Source organism: uncultured Acidovorax sp. (genome assembly GCF_964021665.1).
Classification (GTDB): domain Bacteria; phylum Pseudomonadota; class Gammaproteobacteria; order Burkholderiales; family Burkholderiaceae_C; genus Acidovorax; species Acidovorax temperans.
The window spans coordinates 40,926-57,946 of record NZ_CAXIAK010000002.1 but is presented as its reverse complement, the minus strand read 5'-3'; the positions used below and the strand labels follow the sequence as shown (position 1 = coordinate 57,946).

Genomic DNA, 17,021 nt, shown 5'->3' with positions numbered 1-17,021 from the left:
GCCACACGGCGGATAGATGCTCCCCCACCCGCCTTGCCAGGGCGCCCGACACTCTGGCGGTGCCGCTGTTTGTCGCCTGCCACCCTCGTAGCGACAAATTTGTCACACCAATCTCTCAAGCTTGTCCGAGCATTCCGGTCTGCCTGAACAGCAAAAAAAAGCACCCGCGACCAAACGGTGGCGGGTGCAGTCAACGGTACGGGGCAGGCCAACCCATGGGCTGGCCTGGAACCGCTGGATTACTTCAGCTGGGCCTTGAGCAGCTTGCCCAGTTCCGAAGGGTTGCGGGTGATGACGAAACCCGACTCTTCCATGATGGCGAGCTTGGCGTCAGCCGTGTCAGCGCCGCCAGAGATCAGCGCGCCAGCGTGGCCCATGCGCTTGCCGGGAGGGGCCGTCACGCCAGCGATGAAGCCCACCACGGGCTTCTTCATGTTGGCCTTGCACCACTGGGCGGCTTCGGCTTCGTCAGGGCCGCCGATTTCGCCGATCATGATCACGGCATCGGTGTCTGGATCGTCGTTGAAAGCCTTCATCACGTCGATGTGCTTCAGGCCGTTGATGGGGTCGCCACCAATGCCCACGGCGGTCGACTGGCCCAGGCCCACTTCGGTCAGCATGGCCACGGCTTCGTACGTCAGCGTGCCCGAACGGGACACCACGCCGATACGGCCCTTGCGGTGGATGTGACCGGGCATGATGCCGATCTTGATTTCGTCGGGCGTGATGATGCCGGGGCAGTTGGGGCCCAGCAGCAGGGTCTTCTTGCCGCCAGCAGCTTCCTTGGCCTTCATCTTGTTGCGCACCATCAGCATGTCCTTGACAGGAATGCCTTCGGTAATGCAGATGGCCATGTCCAGGTCGGCTTCCACCGCTTCCCAGATGGCATCCGCAGCGCCTGCTGGAGGCACGTAGATCACCGACACGGTGGCGCCGGTTTGCTGGGCGGCTTCCTTGACGGAGGCGTAGATCGGGATGTTGAAGATCGACTCGCCAGCCTTCTTGGGGTTCACGCCCGCGACAAAGCAGTTCTTGCCGTTTGCGTATTCCTGGCACTTTTCGGTGTGGAACTGGCCAGTCTTGCCCGTGATACCCTGGGTGATGACCTTGGTGTCTTTGTTGATGTAGATCGACATGTATGTTCTCCGGGCTTACTTGACGGCAGCAACGATCTTGGTCGCGGCTTCGGCCATGGTGTCTGCAGCAATGATGGGCAGGCCGGACTCGGCCAGCATCTTCTTGCCCAGCTCTTCATTCGTGCCCTTCATGCGCACGACCAGCGGCACGTTCAGGTTCACGGCCTTGCAAGCGGTGATCACGCCGGTGGCGATGGTGTCGCACTTCATGATGCCGCCGAAGATGTTGACCAGAATGCCCTTGACCTTGGGGTTCTTCAGCATGATCTTGAAGGCTTCGGTGACCTTCTCGGGGGTAGCACCGCCGCCCACATCCAGGAAGTTGGCGGGCTCGCCGCCGAACAGCTTGATGGTGTCCATGGTGGCCATGGCCAGGCCAGCGCCGTTCACCAGGCAGCCGATGTTGCCGTCCAGGCTGATGTAGGCCAGGTCGAACTTGGACGCTTCCACTTCGGCGGGATCTTCTTCGTCCAGATCGCGGTAGGCCACGATTTCGGGGTGGCGGAACAGGGCGTTGGCGTCAAAGTTGAACTTCGCGTCCAGGGCCATCAGGTTGCCCTTGGAGTCGCAGTTCAGCGGGTTGATTTCCACCAGCGACGCATCGGTGTCCATGTAGCACTTGTAGATCTTGGCGAAGATGTCTACGGCTTGGTCGATGGAAGCGCCAGTCAGGCCGATGGCGGCTGCCACCTTCTTGCTCTGCTCGGCAGTGATGCCGACCAGCGGGTCGATCATCTCGGTGACGATCTTCTCGGGAGTGGAGTGAGCCACTTCTTCGATGTCCATGCCGCCTTCGCTCGAAGCGATCAGGGCCACCTTCTGCGTGGCGCGGTCGGTCACCAGGGACACGTACAGTTCGTTCTTGATGTCGGCGCCGTCTTCGATGTACAGGCGTCGAACCTTCTGGCCTTCGGGGCCGGTCTGGTGCGTGACCAGTTGCATGCCCAGAATTTGCTCGGCCAGCTTCTTGACGTCGTCGATATTCTTGGCAACCTTCACGCCGCCGCCCTTGCCACGGCCACCGGCGTGGATCTGGGCCTTGACCACCCACACGGGGCCGCCGAGCTTTTGTGCAGCTTCCACGGCTTCTTGCACCGTGAAAGCGGGAATGCCGCGCGGAACGGGCACACCAAATTGACGCAAGATTTCCTTGCCTTGGTATTCGTGAATCTTCATGAGGTCTCTCTCAGGGAAGGATGGTAGTTACCCGTTTGCCATGAACAGATTGTCTGGCCGCGGGCTTGGGACATGGCAACCCGCGACTGTATCATGCTGCAACGCACCATCCTTGTGGGAAACTTACGGCCCCCACGCACCCGGGCAAGTCATACAGGGCAAGCGCCTGTCGCAGCCCCCTCTCTTTTTCGCAGGAGCACACCCCCATGTCCAAAGTCTTTATCGATGGCGAAGCCGGCACCACGGGCCTGCAGATCCGTGAACGCCTGCAAGCCATGCCGCAAATCGAGCTGGTGAGCATTGCCCCCGAACTGCGCAAAGACCCCGCCGCCAAGCGCGACCTGATTGCGGGCGTGGACCTGGTGGTGCTGTGCCTGCACGACGACGCAGCCCGCGAGACCGTGGCCATGGTCGATGAGATTGAGCGCAGCACGGGCCGCACGGTGAAAGTGATTGATGCCAGCACCGCGCACCGCACGGCCGATGGCTGGGTGTACGGCTTTCCAGAACTGGCCGCTGCACAGGCCCAGGCTGTGCGCGAAGCCTCGCGCGTTTCCAACCCTGGCTGCTATGCCACTGGCGCCATCGCACTGCTGCGCCCCTTGGTGGATGCAGGCTTGATTCCTGCCGACTACCCCCTGAGCCTGCCCTCGGTGTCGGGCTACTCGGGCGGCGGCCGCACCATGATCGAAGCCTACGAGGCAGGCACGGCCGCGCCGTACGAAGCCTATGCCCTGGGTCTGGCACACAAGCACATCCCAGAGATCCTGCGCTACACCGGCCTCACACGCCGCCCTGTGTTCATCCCGGCGGTGGGCAACTTCCGCCAGGGCATGCTGGTGCAACTGCCGCTGCAGTTGGACTTGCTGCCCGGCGCGCCCAAGGCCAGCGACCTGCACGACGCACTCGCCAGCCACTACAGCCGTACCAACACACCCGAGCAGTGGGTCAGCGTGCTGCCCCCTACCGATGACTTGAAACTGGCCGCCGACACGCTGGCTGACACCAACAAGCTGGAATTGCGCGTGTTTGCCAACGAGCAGTACCGCCAGGCCGTGGCCGTGGCGCGCCTGGACAACCTGGGCAAAGGCGCCAGCGGCGCTGCTGTGCAGAACCTGCAATTGATGCTGGGCGTTTAAAACGCCCCTTGGCGCCGGGCGTGGATGCATTGCGCATTCACGGACTCAATCCTCGTCGCCACCCCTAGCGCCCTGCACCGCACGGCGCACCACGTCGCCAGAAAACCCCCGGGCCAGCAAAAACCGCATGTGCTTGGCTCGGGTTTGCGGGTCTGCTGCAGGCTCGCCAAACTTGCGGCGCCACACCTCGCGGGCACGTTCCAGCTCAGTATCTTGCAGCCGGGCCACGGCTTGCTGCACCGCCTCTGCACCCAAGCCCTTGGCATGCAGCTCTTGCCGGATGCGCGCAGCGCCCAGGCGACTCGCGCGCCGGTTCAGCACCGAATCGACCACCCGCTCCTCGCTGATGAAGCCCTTGGCCTGCAAGCCATCGAGTACCGCGTTCAAGTCCTCGCCCTCTTGCACATGGGGGCCGAGCTTGCGCTGCAACTCGGCCCGTGAATGCTCCCGCTGGCTCAGCAAGCGCAGCGCGCGACCCGTGAGCGATAGCGTGGTGAAACCCATGGCAGATGAAATGCTTCTGTTTTGATAGCTGCCAGCGCTTACAAATCAAGCGCTAGCGGGCTATTTTTCTTAAAACTCAGGCGCAGCCGCACACTCACCGGCTGCGGCAGGGGCCTGCAGCGCGCCGGGCAGCAGGGCGATGCCCAGGCCTTCGCGCACCTTGTTCTATTGATCCGGCACGGTTTATTGCAGAGTCCCGATGCCGTTCAACTTGAGCCCGTCGAGGGGCTTCGACACCTCAGCCCGAGCAAGGTTTACGAATAAAGCCTGCCGGATCAATAGTGAAACTGCGGTCCACTCGGCTTACGCCTCGTCTGCAGCACTGGCTGCCGCCAATGCCGCAGGCAACAGGGCGATGCCCAGTTGCTCACGGACCTTGTTTTCAATCTCATGCGCCAAGTCGGGGTTCTCGCGCAGAAACTCGCGGGCGTTGTCGCGGCCCTGGCCGATCTTCTCGCCGTTGTAGGCATACCAGGCACCGCTCTTTTCGATGATCTTGGCGCTCACGCCCATGTCGATGATCTCGCCCTCGCGGCTGATGCCCTCGCCAAACAGGATGTCGAACTCCGCCGTCTTGAAGGGGGGGCTGACCTTGTTCTTCACCACCTTCACCTTGGTTTCGTTGCCGATGGCTTCATCGCCCTTCTTGATGGTGCCGGTGCGGCGAATGTCCAGACGCACCGAGGCGTAGAACTTCAGCGCGTTACCGCCCGTGGTGGTTTCGGGGCTGCCGAACATCACGCCGATCTTCATGCGGATCTGGTTGATGAAGATGACCGTGCAGTTGGTCTTCTTGATCGTGGCCGTGAGCTTGCGCAGCGCCTGGCTCATCAGGCGGGCCTGCAGGCCGGGCAGGGCGTCGCCCATTTCGCCTTCGATTTCGGCCTTGGGGGTGAGCGCTGCCACCGAATCCACCACGATCAGGTCCACAGCGCCCGAGCGCACCAGGCTGTCCACAATCTCCAGCGCTTGCTCGCCGGTGTCGGGCTGGCTGATGAGCAGGTCAGACAGTTGCACGCCCAGCTTCTGGGCGTATTGCACATCCAGCGCATGTTCGGCATCGACAAACGCGCAGGTGCCGCCCTGCTTTTGCATCTCGGCAATCACCTGCAGCGTCAGGGTGGTCTTGCCCGACGACTCAGGGCCATAGATTTCGATGACACGGCCACGGGGCAGGCCGCCCACGCCCAGCGCAATGTCCAGGCCCAGCGAGCCGGTGGAAACCACCTGGATGTCCTCAATGGCCTCGCCTTCGCCCAGGCGCATGATGGTGCCCTTGCCAAACTGCTTCTCAATCTGCGCCAGCGCTGCGGCCAAGGCCTTGGCCTTTTCGGTGTTCACGGGCAGGGCGGGGTTGGTACCTTTGACGTCCATGGAAGGGCTCCTGAATAAAACGAAGTGATCGGGTGGGCCAGTGATCAAAATACTGTTATTAACAACAGCACTGGCTGCTTGACCAGTAATGTAGATGCGCAAAATGACTAAGTAAACAATTTTTTAGTCAGTTTACCTTACCATCTACCAACCACTCCTTTAGCCCACCATGCACCCCACACCCCCCTGCACCACCCCACCCGACGATGCCTGGCGCCAGACCCACCTGGGCCGCCTGCTGGGCCACGCCATGCGGCGCTTTGATACACGGGTGCTGCAGCTCATGGCGCGCAATGTGGAAGTGCCCCTGGCCCTGTCCAACCTGGCCGCACGCGACCAGGTGGGCGCCGCGCACATCCACCTCACGCGGCACTTGTCCCTGGGGGGCGACCGGCTGACCGACCTGGCCCAGCGCGCGGGCATGACCAAGCAATCCATGGCGCAGCTGGTAGACCAATGCGAGGCCTGGGGCCTGGTCACCCGCGGGCCCGACCCGCACGATGCCCGGGCGCGCCGCGTGCTGTTCACCCCCACCGGGCTGGCGTGGCTGCAAGGGTTTCGGGATGCCGTAACGCAGGCCGAAGCAGAGTTCCGCGCCGAAGTGGGCAACGACGTTGCCACCGTGGTGGCGATTGGACTGGAGGCCTATGCGGGGGGCAGCGACTGACCCATGCCCCCCAACTAACCCCATCACCCCCCTGGCCACAAACCGGCATACTGGGCAACACAGTTCATGCCCCAATGCCGGTCCGGGCGGCCCGGCCAGCCGCCCCCACCCACACAGCCTTGCCTATGCATGCAGCCTTCCCGTTGATTCACCCACCCCTCCAGCAAGCCCAGCCCGGTGCCACCGGCACGCCTGGGCAGCCCGCCATGGTCAGCACCGTGCCCGGCACCACACCGCTGGTGTTTGACTCCCCCCACAGCGGTACGCACTACCCGCCGGACTTCCGCTCCGCCTGCAGCCTGCCCACCCTGCGCCGCGCCGAAGACACGCACGTCGAAAAAATCTACGCCTTCGCCCCCGCCTTGGGCGTGGCCTGGGTCGAAGCCCACTTCCCCCGCATCTACCTGGACGCCAACCGCGACACCCTGGAGCTGGACACCACCCTGCTCGACGCCCCCTGGCCCGACGCAGTCGCAACAGACCCCGCCGTGCTGAACAAAGTGCGCCTGGGCAAGGGCCTGATCTGGAAGTTCACCGACGAAGGCGAGGCCATCTATAACCGCCTGCTCAGCGTGGAAGAGGTGCGCGCCCGCATCGACCGCTGCTGGCGCCCCTACCACGCCGCCGTGGCCCAGGCCATTGACGCCGCCCACGCCCGCCACGGTTACAGCATTCACATCAACTGCCACTCCATGCCCGCCATATCGGCCAGCCACGCCACCGACTTTCCGGGCCTGGTGCACGCCGACTTTGTGGTGGGCGACCGCGACGGCACCACCGCCAGCCCCGCCCTGTCGGCCCTGGTGTGCGAGCACCTGCGAGAGCGGGGCTACAGCGTGGAATACAACCACCCCTACAAAGGCGTGGAACTGGTGCGCCGCTACAGCGCCCCCGCCCAGCACCGCCACAGCATCCAGCTCGAAATCAACCGCAAGCTCTACATGGACGAAGGCACGCTGGCGATCCACCCGGAGGGCATGGCGCGGCTGCAGGCGGATTTGAAGGCGTTGACGGAGAAGTTGTTGGGGACCGATCCGCGGGGGTATACCGCAAGGCGTAGACCGAGCAGGTGAAATCATTCACTCGAAGTACTATCTCAGCCTACGGGAAATTGCAAATCTTTTTGGCAGTAGGCTGAAGCGTCGATTTAGAATTTAGATGGAAAATTACTGCTTTACAAACTCGTTATTGACAAGTTTGAGCGAGTATGAAACTACTTTGGTAGGGGCGTTCTGCTGATCCTTTGGGCCATAGGTAATACCCTTAACCAGCAGCTGCCCATTCTTCCCAGAAATGCTAGTTAATCGAACGAGATCCATTTCAGGAAATTTGTAATCGGTTCTTACAACAGGTGCTGCGGAGGAGAAGCCACTGTGTTCTACAACAGTGAAGTTGGGGACAATCGTGCCACTGCCTCCCGCGCAACCTACATCCCCTTCCCAATAAACAACAAAAATGGCTCCCAAGCCACCGAAATCGGCCATCCCCGATTTAATTTTGACCGCTTTATATTGGTTTTTTTGATAATCACCAATCTCTTCCAACTGACAGGCTACCACTTCACTATATTTTTTTGCTATACGTGACGCATCGCGCTCGTCCGCAGCATATGCATTAATGGCGATTGCGGCAAAAGACAAGAAAGCAACAGACTTCTTCATTGAAATTTCCTGATTAAAAATGTGCACAAAGCAGTGTAGACGCGAAAAATCCATAGGATAACCAGAGCGCCTTAAATATTCCGGATATAAAATTCACCTAAAAATGTCTTGCAGCAATATTTTGCACACAGGCACGATTATAAAAATCTAGGCATAAACTATCGAAACCCGGCGAGCGTCAGGCTTCGCAGACTATAGCGTGCTAATAGGCTGCGCCGAGCGCGACTTCTGTACGCTTGTGGCGCCGATTAATCTGAGTCAAGGACTGGGTTTGATAGGGCAAACCTCTGAAGACTCAAGGCCGGTCACAACCCGTGCGCATTGCCTTGTCCTACGCACGCAAGGTTTTTTGCAACCCAGAACCAGCCCACTTGCACGTCCTTCGCCACCCTAGAATCTGTGGCAGTAAATGCCGCCTCGGAGCCATCGGCGGCGCCGCCCCAGACACCCCCAGGAGACCCTTTCATGCGCATCCTTATCGCCGAAGACGACCAAGTGCTGGCCGATGGCCTGTTGCGCACGCTGCGAGCCTCGGGGGCGGTGGTGGACCATGTGGCCAGTGGCAGTGAGGCCGATGCGGCGCTGCTGACCAACAACGAGTTTGACCTGCTGATTCTGGACCTGGGCCTGCCCAAGATGCATGGACTGGAGGTGCTCAAGAAGCTGCGCAGTCGCGGCTCGGCGTTGCCGGTGCTGATCCTCACGGCGGCCGACAGCGTGGAAGAGCGCGTGAAGGGGCTGGACTATGGCGCGGACGACTACATGGCCAAACCGTTCAGCCTGCAGGAGCTGGAGGCCCGCGTGCGCGCCCTCACGCGCCGGGGCATGGGCGGGGCCAGTAGCGCCATCAAGCACGGGCCGCTGGTGTACGATCAGGCGGGGCGCGTAGCCACCATTGACGGCAAGATGGTGGAGCTATCGGCCCGCGAACTGGGCCTGCTGGAAGTGCTGCTGCAGCGCGCTGGCCGCCTGGTGAGCAAGGAGCAACTGGTGGAGCGCCTGTGCGAGTGGGGCGAAGAGGTGAGCAACAACGCGATTGAGGTCTACATCCACCGCCTGCGCAAGAAGATCGAGAAGGGCCCGATCCGCATTGCCACGGTGCGCGGGCTGGGCTATTGCCTGGAAAAGATCCCGGGCTAGCCGCATTCACCCAGAGCGCATTTAACTATGAAATTGATAGCTGCTAGCGCTTTCCCAATAAGCGCTAGAGCCGTATTTCACTACAAACCGGGCGTGCGGTGAAGATTTTCCAGCGCGAGCAGCGCTCCCTCTTCGGCGAAATCCTCGACTGGATGCTGACGCCGCTGCTGCTGCTGTGGCCGGTGAGCCTGGCGCTGACCTGGCTGGTGGCGCAGGGCCTGGCCAACAAGCCGTTTGACCGCGCGCTGGAATACAACGCACACGCCCTGGCCCAACTGGTGGGCGTGCCCGCGGACGGCGGCAAGGGCGGGGTGCAGTTCAACCTGCCGCAGCCGGCCAGCGAGATCTTGCGCGCAGATGATTCCGACATCGTTTACTACCAGGTGATGGGGCCGGGGGGTGAATTCCTCTCGGGCGAGCGCGAGTTGCCCGAGCCCCCCGCCGAAGAAACCCCCTTGCCCGGCGAGGTGCGCCTGCGCGATGCGGAGCTGCGCGGGGTGGAGATTCGCGTGGCCTACATCTGGGTGCGGCTGCCGCTGCAGGGCGGGCCGCTGGCGCTGGTGCAGGTGGCCGAGACGCGCGAGAAGCGCAGCGTGCTGGCCACCGAAATCATCAAGGGCGTGATGCTGCCGCAGTTCGTCATCTTGCCGCTGGCGGTGCTGCTGGTGTGGCTGGCGCTGGCGCGGGGCATTCAGCCGCTGAACCAGCTGGAACAGCGCATTCGCGCGCGCAGCCCGGACGACCTTTCGCCCCTGGACGACCGCACCGTGCCGCTGGAGGTGGCGCCGCTGGTGTCGTCGGTGAATGACCTGCTCACGCGGCTGAACGAATCGCTGGCCACGCAAAAGCGCTTTCTGGCCGACGCCGCCCACCAGCTGAAAACGCCGCTAGCGGGCCTGCGCATGCAGGCTGATCTGGCGCAGCGCGAGGGCACGAGCACGGAAGAACTCAAGCGCTCGCTGCAGCACATCGGGCGCTCCAGCATCCGCGCCACGCACACCGTGAACCAGTTGCTGGCGCTGGCGCGGGCCGAAGGCAGCAGCGCGGGCATTGCACGCCAACCGTGTGATCTGGCCGAACTGACGATTGAGGTGGTGCGCGATTCCGTGCCCCGCGCGATGGACAAGCACATCGACCTGGGCTACGACGGTGCCGAGCCTGGCTCGCCCGGCGTGCAGCTCAGCGGCAACCCCACGCTGCTCAAGGAGCTGGTGCGCAATCTGGTGGACAACGCGATCAACTACACGCCGTCTACCGCCGACAAGCCGGGGGTGGTCACGGCCCGCGTGCTGGCCGACACCTTTGGCCATGTGCTGATGCTGCAGGTGGAAGACTCCGGCCCCGGCGTGCCCGAGGCCGAGCGTGAGCTGGTCTTCCAGCCCTTTTACCGGGTGCTGGGCAGCGAGGCCGATGGCTCGGGCCTGGGCCTGCCCATCGTGATGGAGATTGCGGCCAAACACCATGCCGAGGTGCTGCTGGAAGACGCCCACCCCGGCCAGAACCCGCCAGGGGCGCGCTTCAGCGTGCGGTTTCCGGCGGACGCGGAAGATGCGGGCTGACCCGCCCGCCTACGCAGCGCTGCGGATGCCCATGATGGCCATGAACAGGTAGCCGTTGTCGGTGGGCGCGCGGTACACGCCCTGGGCCTCGAGCACATAGGCCGCCACGCCTGCCAGCTCCCAGGCATCGACCACGTCGGCCTTCCACTGCGGCACCACCAACGGGGCAAAGTGGTGTTCCCGCCCGTATTCGCGTACGGCGCTGATGCGTCCCACCACGTTGGGGTGCAGGTGGAAGTTGGCCCACGACCAGCGCCAGGTGCCGCTGGTGTTCGAGATGGAGCCGATGAACTCCACATCAGCCACCACCGCTGGCACGCCCGCGTTGGAGAAGGTGAGCGTGGCGCTTTCCTGGTCGTAATCCCAGCGCTCGTGGGTGGCCAGCTTGTGCACGGCGGTGAGCAGCGCCTGGCGTTCGGAGAGCCTTTCATGGCAGGCGGTGACGGCATCCACCCACAGCGCCTGGGTTTCGGAGGACATGGCCTTCACGCTGGCGGCGCGGGCATCTTCGTAGCAGTGGTGGCACACGGCGCGGATGTCGAGCCCGCCTTCGTTGCGCTCGTTCCATTCGCCTTCTTGCTGGAACAGCCGTTCGCACGCGGCGCACCAGGCATCGGGGTGGGGCTTGTCGGCAGAAGGTGGGTCGCAATACCAGGTCTGCACCGGCTGCTCCAGCAGGTGGGCGCACAGGTAGGTGGCCTCGGCAGGGCCGTGGGTGTCGCACTGGAATTCAGACGGAGAGGTGCTTTCGGTCATGGGAGCGAAGGTGAAAACGGCCAGGGGATAGGTGAGGCGCTGCGAGGCGGCATTGTGGCCCAGCGCCACAGGGGCCCACGCTACCGCATGCCGATGACAGGCATCAACGCAGGCAAGGTGCAGGCACCACGCGGTTGCGCCCCCCGGCCTTGGCAGCGTAGAGCGCCTGGTCGGCACGCTCCAGGGTGCCCGCCAAGGGATCGGCAGGGGTGTGCCGCGCCAGGCCAATGGACACCGTCACGGTGATGGGCCCATCGCCCTGCGGCACTGGCACCTGCATGGCTTGCACGGCCTGGCGCAGGCGCTCCATCAGGGCCACGGCTGCTGCGGCGGGGGTGTCGCACAGCAGCAGCACAAACTCTTCGCCACCCCAGCGGGCCAGCTCATCGGTGTCGCGCACATTGCGGCGCACGGTGTCGGCAAAGCTCTGCAGCACCAGGTCGCCAGCGGCGTGCCCGTGGGTGTCGTTGACGACTTTGAAGTGGTCAATGTCCAGCTGGGCAATCAGCAGCGGCGAGCCGCTGCGCAGGCTGCGGCGCTGCTCGAGCTGCATGCGATCGAGCATGGCGCGGCGGTTGAGCAGGCCGGTCAGGCATCGTGCGTGGCCAGCTGGCGGATTTGCTCCAGCGCCCGCGCCAGCTCGGCCTTCTGGCGGCGCAGGTGCTGGCGGGTGGATTGCACGCGGGTGGTGAGGAAGGTGCTGCTGAGCAGCACCACGACCACCATGCCCACGTAGGCTGCAGCGACCACGGTGGGGTAATCAGGCTCGTCGCGCGCGGCCACCACGCCCGATGCCACGCCAAACGCCACCAGGCTGTAGACCAGCACGCCCAGCATCTGCCGGGTGGTGAGCCCGAAGATGCCGAACATGAGGATGATGGCCAGGATGGGGAGCGTGACGCCCCGCGCAGGCCCGGCGATCACAAACGCTGCCGCACAGCAGGTGATGGCGTAGAGGATCTGCGCCAGGGTGAGGGCCGGGTCTTTGAAGCGGCGCGACCAGCCGCTGCGAATGGCTGCGTACACGGCAATCAGCCCCAGAACCGAGCACGCCGTCCACACGCGCACCTCGGACGTGGATGCCAGGCCGGCAGCGGCCACGGAGTTCATCACCACCAGGCAGAACACCATCAGCAACGCCGCGAGCCCCGACATGGCCAGGCGGATGCGCTGGCGCTTGTCGGTGGTCAGCATCCAGTCGGCCCAACGGCGGAAATAGGGGCGCAGCTGCAAAGGGGTGTCTCCGTCGCGTGGTCGATAGCGGCCCGGGGCTTGGCTGCGCGCGGCACGCTGCAGCACTATCGGTGCTTCGGGCAAATTCTACGGAGCACGACTCCTAGGGCAAGCAGGGCTTACACCCTGGCGCAACGCCATTCCATGACCGCCTGCGCCGCTGCAAGCGCCAGGTCGATGGACGAATCAGGCCAGCGTGAGGGCCGCGAGGGCGGCCAGCGGTGCGGTTTCGGCCCGCAGAACGCGGGGGCCCAGCGTGGTGGGCGCAAAGCTGTGCTGCACGGCCAGGGCTTCTTCAGCGGCACTCAGGCCGCCTTCAGGGCCCGAGAGGAACCACACCGGGCTCGCTCCGGCCGCCGCCTGCAGCAGGGGGCGCGTGCCTTCGCGCAGCGACAGCAGCAGGCGCAGGGCCGCTGCAGGGTCTGCAGGCGGCTGCGGGTGGGCGCGCACCCAGCCCGCCAAATCCACCGCATCGTGCACCACGGGCACGCGGTTGCGCCCGCATTGTTCGCACGCGGCCACGGCCACGGCCTGCCAGTGGGCGAGCTTCTTGTCGGCCCGTTCACCTTTGAGCTTGAGCACGCTGCGCTCGGCCACCAGCGGGGTGATGCTGGCCACGCCCAGTTCGGTGGCTTTTTCGACCAGCCAGTCCATGCGCTCGTTGGCCGTGATGCCTGCCAGCAAGTGGATGGCGCGGGGCGCCTCGCGTTCGATGGCGTGGTGGGTGCCCACCTGCACGCGCACGTCGCTGCGGCCCATGCGCAGCACAGTGGCCTCGAATTCGCCGCCCGGGCCGTCGGCCCCGCCGTTAAAGAGGGTGATGCCATCGCCCGGCTGCAGGCGCAGAACCTGCACATGGCGCGCAGCGCCGGGGGGCAGGTCGATTTCGGCACCGGGGGCCAGGTCAGCGGGGCAGTGGAAGCGGGGCATCTACTATTACTTTCATAGCTGCCACCGCTTGCTCAATAAGCGCTGGAGGCCAATTTGACTCAAAACCAGAAGGGCAGCCTCACATGCGGCCGTACGCGAAGCCGGTGACGGGCGTGGTGCCCTCGATCTCATCCACCAGCTGCAGCAGCGGGCCCAGCTGGCGGTAGCGGTTGGCGGTGGAGCGGATGTAATGCAAAAAGCGCGGGGCGTCGGCCAGGTACTTGGGCTTGCCGTCGCGCAAGGTGAGGCGGGCGAAGATGCCGGCCACCTTCAAGTGGCGCTGCAGGCCCATCCATTCGACCGCGCGGTAGAACTCGCCAAAGTCCGCACCCCAGCCGCTGGCGCTGTTGGCCCCTAGCAGCCCGGCCTTGCGGGCTTTTTCCCAGTAACGCACGGTAACGTCGATGACGAATTCCTCTTCCCAGCTGATGAAGGCGTCGCGCAGCAGGCTGGCGATGTCATAGGTGATGGGGCCGTAGACGGCGTCCTGGAAGTCAAGCACCGCCAAGGGGCCGCCCTCTTGCAACGGCACCATCAAGTTTCGGGTCATGAAATCGCGGTGCACAAACACGCTGGGCGCGGCCAGGTTGTGCGCCACGATGAGGTTGAAGGCGTTGTCCAGCGTGGCCTGCTGCTTGTCGGTCAGCGTCACACCGCGGTGGCGGGCCAGGTACCAATCAGGGAACAGCGACAGCTCGCGGCGCAGCAAGGGCTCGTCGTACGCAGGCAGCACGCCGGGGCGCGAGGCCTTTTGCCAGTCCAGCAGCACATCGGTGGCTTGCAGATACCACTTCAGCGCGGCCTGGGGTTTCTCGGGCTGCAGCAGCTCGATCAGGGTCTGCTTGCCCAGGTCGGTCAGCAGCATGAAACCACCGGCTTCGTCCCAGGCCAGGATCTGCGGCACGTTCAGCCCGGCCTCGGCCATCAGGGCCTGCACCTGCACGAAGGGGCGGCAGTTTTCCTTGTCGGGCGGGGCGTCCATGACGATGCAGCTGGCGCCCTGGGCCGTGTCGATGCGCAGGTAGCGGCGAAAGCTCGCGTCGGCCGAGGCGGGGCGCAGCGTGGCTGGCAGCAGCTGGTGGCTGGCCACCAGCGGGGCCAGCCAGGCCTCAAAAGCCGCACGGCGGGCAGGGTCGGCCCAGACCACCGGGGCAGGCGCAGCAGCGCTGCCAGCGGCAGAAGAATCAGGGCGGGAAGGAGAAAGGGGGGAAGAGGGGTGGCTCATGGATAATCGGATTTTAAAACCCGCCTCGCGGCCCCTGCGGCCGGCGCGGGTGATTCCATCTGCCCTCGCCCCCAACGCCCACGTGCCACGCAGCCAGTCCATCACCGCGCAGACCTCCACCCCCCGGACCCGGCCCGCTGCGGCAGCCGCTTTGCGGTTGCGCCCGCCTGTTCCCCGGGCCCTGGCGTATTGCATCGCGCTGGCCTGGTGCGGGCTGCCGCTGGCCGCGCAGGCGCAGGCCGCTGCCCCCAGCGCCTGGGACGAGCCACTGACGCTGCGCAAGTCGCCCGCGCTGCAGGAAACCATTCCCGAATCAGTGCGCACGCAACTGCCGGTGTTCGTCACCGGTGACCGCATCAGCGGCCAGACGGATCTGAACGCCACCATCGAAGGCAACGCCGAACTGCGCCGGGGCGATACCGTCATCCGCGCCGACCGGCTCGACTACAACGTGCCTGAAGACTTGGCCAAGGCGCGCGGCAACGTGCGCATCAACCGCGCAGGCAACAGCTACGAAGGCTCGGCCCTGGATTTGCGGGTGGATGCGTTTGAAGGCTTCTTCACCGACGCGCGCTACCGCCTGCTGGCCACCCAGGCCCACGGCGAGGCGAACCGGGTCGATTTCATTGACCGCGACCGCGCGCTGGTGCACAGCGCCACCTACACCACCTGCCAGCGCGATAACGAAGCCAGCTGGAGCCCCGCCTGGGTGCTGCGCGCCGACAAGATCCGCATCGACAACGAGGAAGAGGTGGGCACAGCCGAGGGCGCGGTGCTGGAGTTCCAGGGCGTGCCGGTGCTGCCCATTCCGTACATCACCTTCCCGCTGTCGGACAAGCGCAAGTCCGGCCTGCTGCCGCCCACCATCGGGCTGGACAGCCGCGACGGGCTGGACTACACGCAGCCCTATTACTGGAACATTGCCCCCAACCGCGACGCCACGCTGCGCGCGGCGCTCATGTCCAAGCGCGGCGCCAACCTGGGCGGCGAGTTCCGCTACCTGGAGCCCACCTACCAGGGCGAGATCAACGCCGACGTGATGCCCAGCGACCGCCTGCGCGACCGCGAACGCTGGGGCATCACCGCCAAGCACCAGGGCGTGATTGATTCGAGCATTGGCGGGCTGGGTTTGAACCTGAACCTCAACCGGGTGAGCGACGACAACTACTGGCGCGACTTTGGCCGCGCCTCAGAGCCGCTGCGCCAGCGCCTGCTGCCCAACGACGCCATGCTGAGCTGGGGCTCGGGCGATTTCTCGGCCCAGGTGCGCACCCTGAAGTGGCAAACCCTGCAGGATGTCACCTCGCCCATCGTCCCGCCGTATGACCGCATGCCGCAGCTGAGCTGGCGCTACACGCCATCCGCCCTGCCCGGCGGGCTGGACGCCAGTGTGGAGCTGGACACCACGCGCTTTGAAGCGGCACGCGCGCTGACCGGCCAGCCTAACGCAGACCGCTCGTATGCACTGGCCCAGATCAGCCGCCCCTTCCTGTCGCCCGGCGGCTTCGTCACGCCCAAGCTGCAGCTGCACACCACGCAGTACCAGTTCGACAGCGCCCTGTCCAACGGCTCGCGCTCGGCCAGCCGCACCCTGCCTACGTTCAGTGTGGACAGCGGGCTGGTGTTTGAACGCGACGCGAATTTCTTCGGCCGCTCGTTCCTGCAAACGCTGGAGCCCCGGGCCTTCTACACCTACACGCCCTTCAGCGACCAGAGCCGCCTGCCGGTGTATGACACCGCCGCCAACGACTTCAACTTTGCCACGGTCTACACCGAGAACGCCTACGGCGGCAATGACCGCATCGCCGACAACAACCTGCTGACGCTGGGCGTGACCACCCGCCTGCTCGACCCCGACACCGGGGCCGAGAACGTGCGCTTTGGGGTCGCTCAGCGCCTGCGCTTTTCCGACCAGGACGTGACCCTGCCGGGCATGGCACCGGTGAGCGAGCGCCTGTCGGACGTGCTGGTGGGCGCGGGCATCAACTGGACGCAGAAGTGGGCGTTTGACTCGCTGGTGCAGTACAACCCCAAGACGCAGCGCTCCATCCGCTCCACCCTCAGCGCCCGCTACAGCCCCGGCAATTACCGCACCGTCAGCGCCGCCTACCGCTTCCAGCGCGGCACCAGCGAGCAGATCGATATCGGATGGCAATGGCCTCTGAACGACCTGTGGGGCGACAAGGGCCAGGACCTGGGAGCCGGGCGCGGGCAAGGCGGCGGCCGCTGGTACAGCGTGGCGCGCCTGAACTACAGCATGCAGGACCGCAAGCTGGTGGACACCGTGGTGGGCCTGGAATACGACAGCTGCTGCTGGATTGGCCGCGTGGTGCTCGAACGCCTGCAAAACAGCACCTCCACCTCCAACACCCGGCTGCTCTTCCAGATCGAATTCGTGGGCTTCTCTCGCCTGAGCCTGGGCTCCAGCACGCTGGAAACCTTCAAGCAACACGTGCCGCGCTACCAGTACCTGCGAGACCAGGTCAGTGCGCCCAGCCGTTTCAGCAACTACGACTAAACC

Annotated in this window: 16 protein-coding genes; 6 read left to right on the top strand and 10 right to left on the bottom strand. The window is 64.6% G+C overall.

Going from position 1 to position 17,021, the window contains the following annotated elements:
* Positions 1-239: 239 nt before the first annotated feature.
* Positions 240-1,136 carry a succinate--CoA ligase subunit alpha gene (sucD, locus tag AADJ04_RS00780; RefSeq protein ID WP_066696974.1) on the bottom strand — a complete coding sequence of 299 codons (897 nt, stop codon included), beginning with the start codon at positions 1,134-1,136 and terminating at the stop codon, positions 240-242.
* A 15-nt stretch (positions 1,137-1,151) separates the two neighbouring features.
* Positions 1,152-2,312, bottom strand: coding sequence for an ADP-forming succinate--CoA ligase subunit beta (gene sucC, locus AADJ04_RS00775; RefSeq protein WP_341238423.1), 1,161 nt, complete (start codon positions 2,310-2,312; stop codon positions 1,152-1,154).
* A gap of 206 nt (positions 2,313-2,518) precedes the next feature.
* Between sucC and argC the strand changes: the two genes are divergently transcribed.
* The gene (gene argC / locus AADJ04_RS00770) at positions 2,519-3,451 is read left to right on the top strand and encodes an N-acetyl-gamma-glutamyl-phosphate reductase (RefSeq protein ID WP_341238422.1); all 933 of its coding nucleotides are present in this window, start codon (positions 2,519-2,521) and stop codon (positions 3,449-3,451) included.
* A 45-nt stretch (positions 3,452-3,496) separates the two neighbouring features.
* Here argC and recX read toward each other — a convergent pair whose 3' ends face one another.
* Together recX and recA are read right to left on the bottom strand one after the other, a co-directional pair.
* Positions 3,497-3,955 (bottom strand): recombination regulator RecX, encoded by a 459-nt coding sequence (gene recX / locus AADJ04_RS00765; protein WP_341238421.1) that lies wholly within the window; start codon positions 3,953-3,955, stop codon positions 3,497-3,499.
* 303 nt (positions 3,956-4,258) lie between these two features.
* On the bottom strand, positions 4,259-5,329 hold the full coding sequence (gene recA, locus AADJ04_RS00760; RefSeq protein WP_044395078.1) for a recombinase RecA: 1,071 nt from the start codon (positions 5,327-5,329) through the stop codon (positions 4,259-4,261).
* Between the two features lie 169 nt (positions 5,330-5,498).
* Between recA and AADJ04_RS00755 the strand changes: the two genes are divergently transcribed.
* Complete coding sequence (locus AADJ04_RS00755; RefSeq protein WP_341238420.1) at positions 5,499-5,996, top strand: MarR family winged helix-turn-helix transcriptional regulator; 498 nt, start codon at positions 5,499-5,501, stop codon at positions 5,994-5,996.
* Positions 5,997-6,202: 206 nt separating this feature from the next.
* The gene (locus AADJ04_RS00750; RefSeq protein WP_341238458.1) at positions 6,203-7,069 is read left to right on the top strand and encodes an N-formylglutamate amidohydrolase; all 867 of its coding nucleotides are present in this window, start codon (positions 6,203-6,205) and stop codon (positions 7,067-7,069) included.
* Between the two features lie 93 nt (positions 7,070-7,162).
* Here the strand turns inward: AADJ04_RS00750 and AADJ04_RS00745 are convergent, their stop codons facing one another.
* The gene (locus tag AADJ04_RS00745) at positions 7,163-7,657 is read right to left on the bottom strand and encodes a hypothetical protein (RefSeq protein ID WP_341238419.1); all 495 of its coding nucleotides are present in this window, start codon (positions 7,655-7,657) and stop codon (positions 7,163-7,165) included.
* A gap of 465 nt (positions 7,658-8,122) precedes the next feature.
* Between AADJ04_RS00745 and AADJ04_RS00740 the strand changes: the two genes are divergently transcribed.
* Both AADJ04_RS00740 and AADJ04_RS00735 read left to right on the top strand, forming a co-directional pair.
* Positions 8,123-8,797, top strand: coding sequence for a response regulator transcription factor (locus tag AADJ04_RS00740; RefSeq protein ID WP_198846067.1), 675 nt, complete (start codon positions 8,123-8,125; stop codon positions 8,795-8,797).
* Between the two features lie 98 nt (positions 8,798-8,895).
* Positions 8,896-10,356, top strand: a complete 1,461-nt coding sequence (locus AADJ04_RS00735) for a sensor histidine kinase N-terminal domain-containing protein (RefSeq protein ID WP_341238418.1) — start codon at positions 8,896-8,898, stop codon at positions 10,354-10,356.
* 9 nt (positions 10,357-10,365) lie between these two features.
* Here AADJ04_RS00735 and AADJ04_RS00730 read toward each other — a convergent pair whose 3' ends face one another.
* From AADJ04_RS00730 to AADJ04_RS00710, 5 genes are all read right to left on the bottom strand, one after another.
* Positions 10,366-11,112, bottom strand: coding sequence for a DUF6882 domain-containing protein (locus AADJ04_RS00730; RefSeq protein WP_341238417.1), 747 nt, complete (start codon positions 11,110-11,112; stop codon positions 10,366-10,368).
* Positions 11,113-11,215: 103 nt separating this feature from the next.
* Positions 11,216-11,677, bottom strand: coding sequence for a GGDEF domain-containing protein (locus AADJ04_RS00725; protein ID WP_341238416.1), 462 nt, complete (start codon positions 11,675-11,677; stop codon positions 11,216-11,218).
* 23 nt (positions 11,678-11,700) lie between these two features.
* Complete coding sequence (locus AADJ04_RS00720) at positions 11,701-12,345, bottom strand: hypothetical protein (RefSeq protein WP_341238415.1); 645 nt, start codon at positions 12,343-12,345, stop codon at positions 11,701-11,703.
* Positions 12,346-12,531: 186 nt separating this feature from the next.
* Positions 12,532-13,275: a 16S rRNA (uracil(1498)-N(3))-methyltransferase gene (locus tag AADJ04_RS00715; RefSeq protein ID WP_341238414.1), complete on the bottom strand. Its 744-nt coding sequence runs from the start codon at positions 13,273-13,275 to the stop codon at positions 12,532-12,534.
* A gap of 79 nt (positions 13,276-13,354) precedes the next feature.
* Complete coding sequence (locus tag AADJ04_RS00710; RefSeq protein WP_341238413.1) at positions 13,355-14,500, bottom strand: phosphotransferase; 1,146 nt, start codon at positions 14,498-14,500, stop codon at positions 13,355-13,357.
* Here AADJ04_RS00710 and AADJ04_RS00705 point away from each other — a divergent pair.
* Entirely contained in the window at positions 14,499-17,018 is a 2,520-nt protein-coding gene (locus AADJ04_RS00705) for an LPS-assembly protein LptD (protein ID WP_341238412.1), read from the top strand. The genes AADJ04_RS00710 and AADJ04_RS00705 overlap by 2 nt on opposite strands.
* Positions 17,019-17,021: the final 3 nt, after the last annotated feature.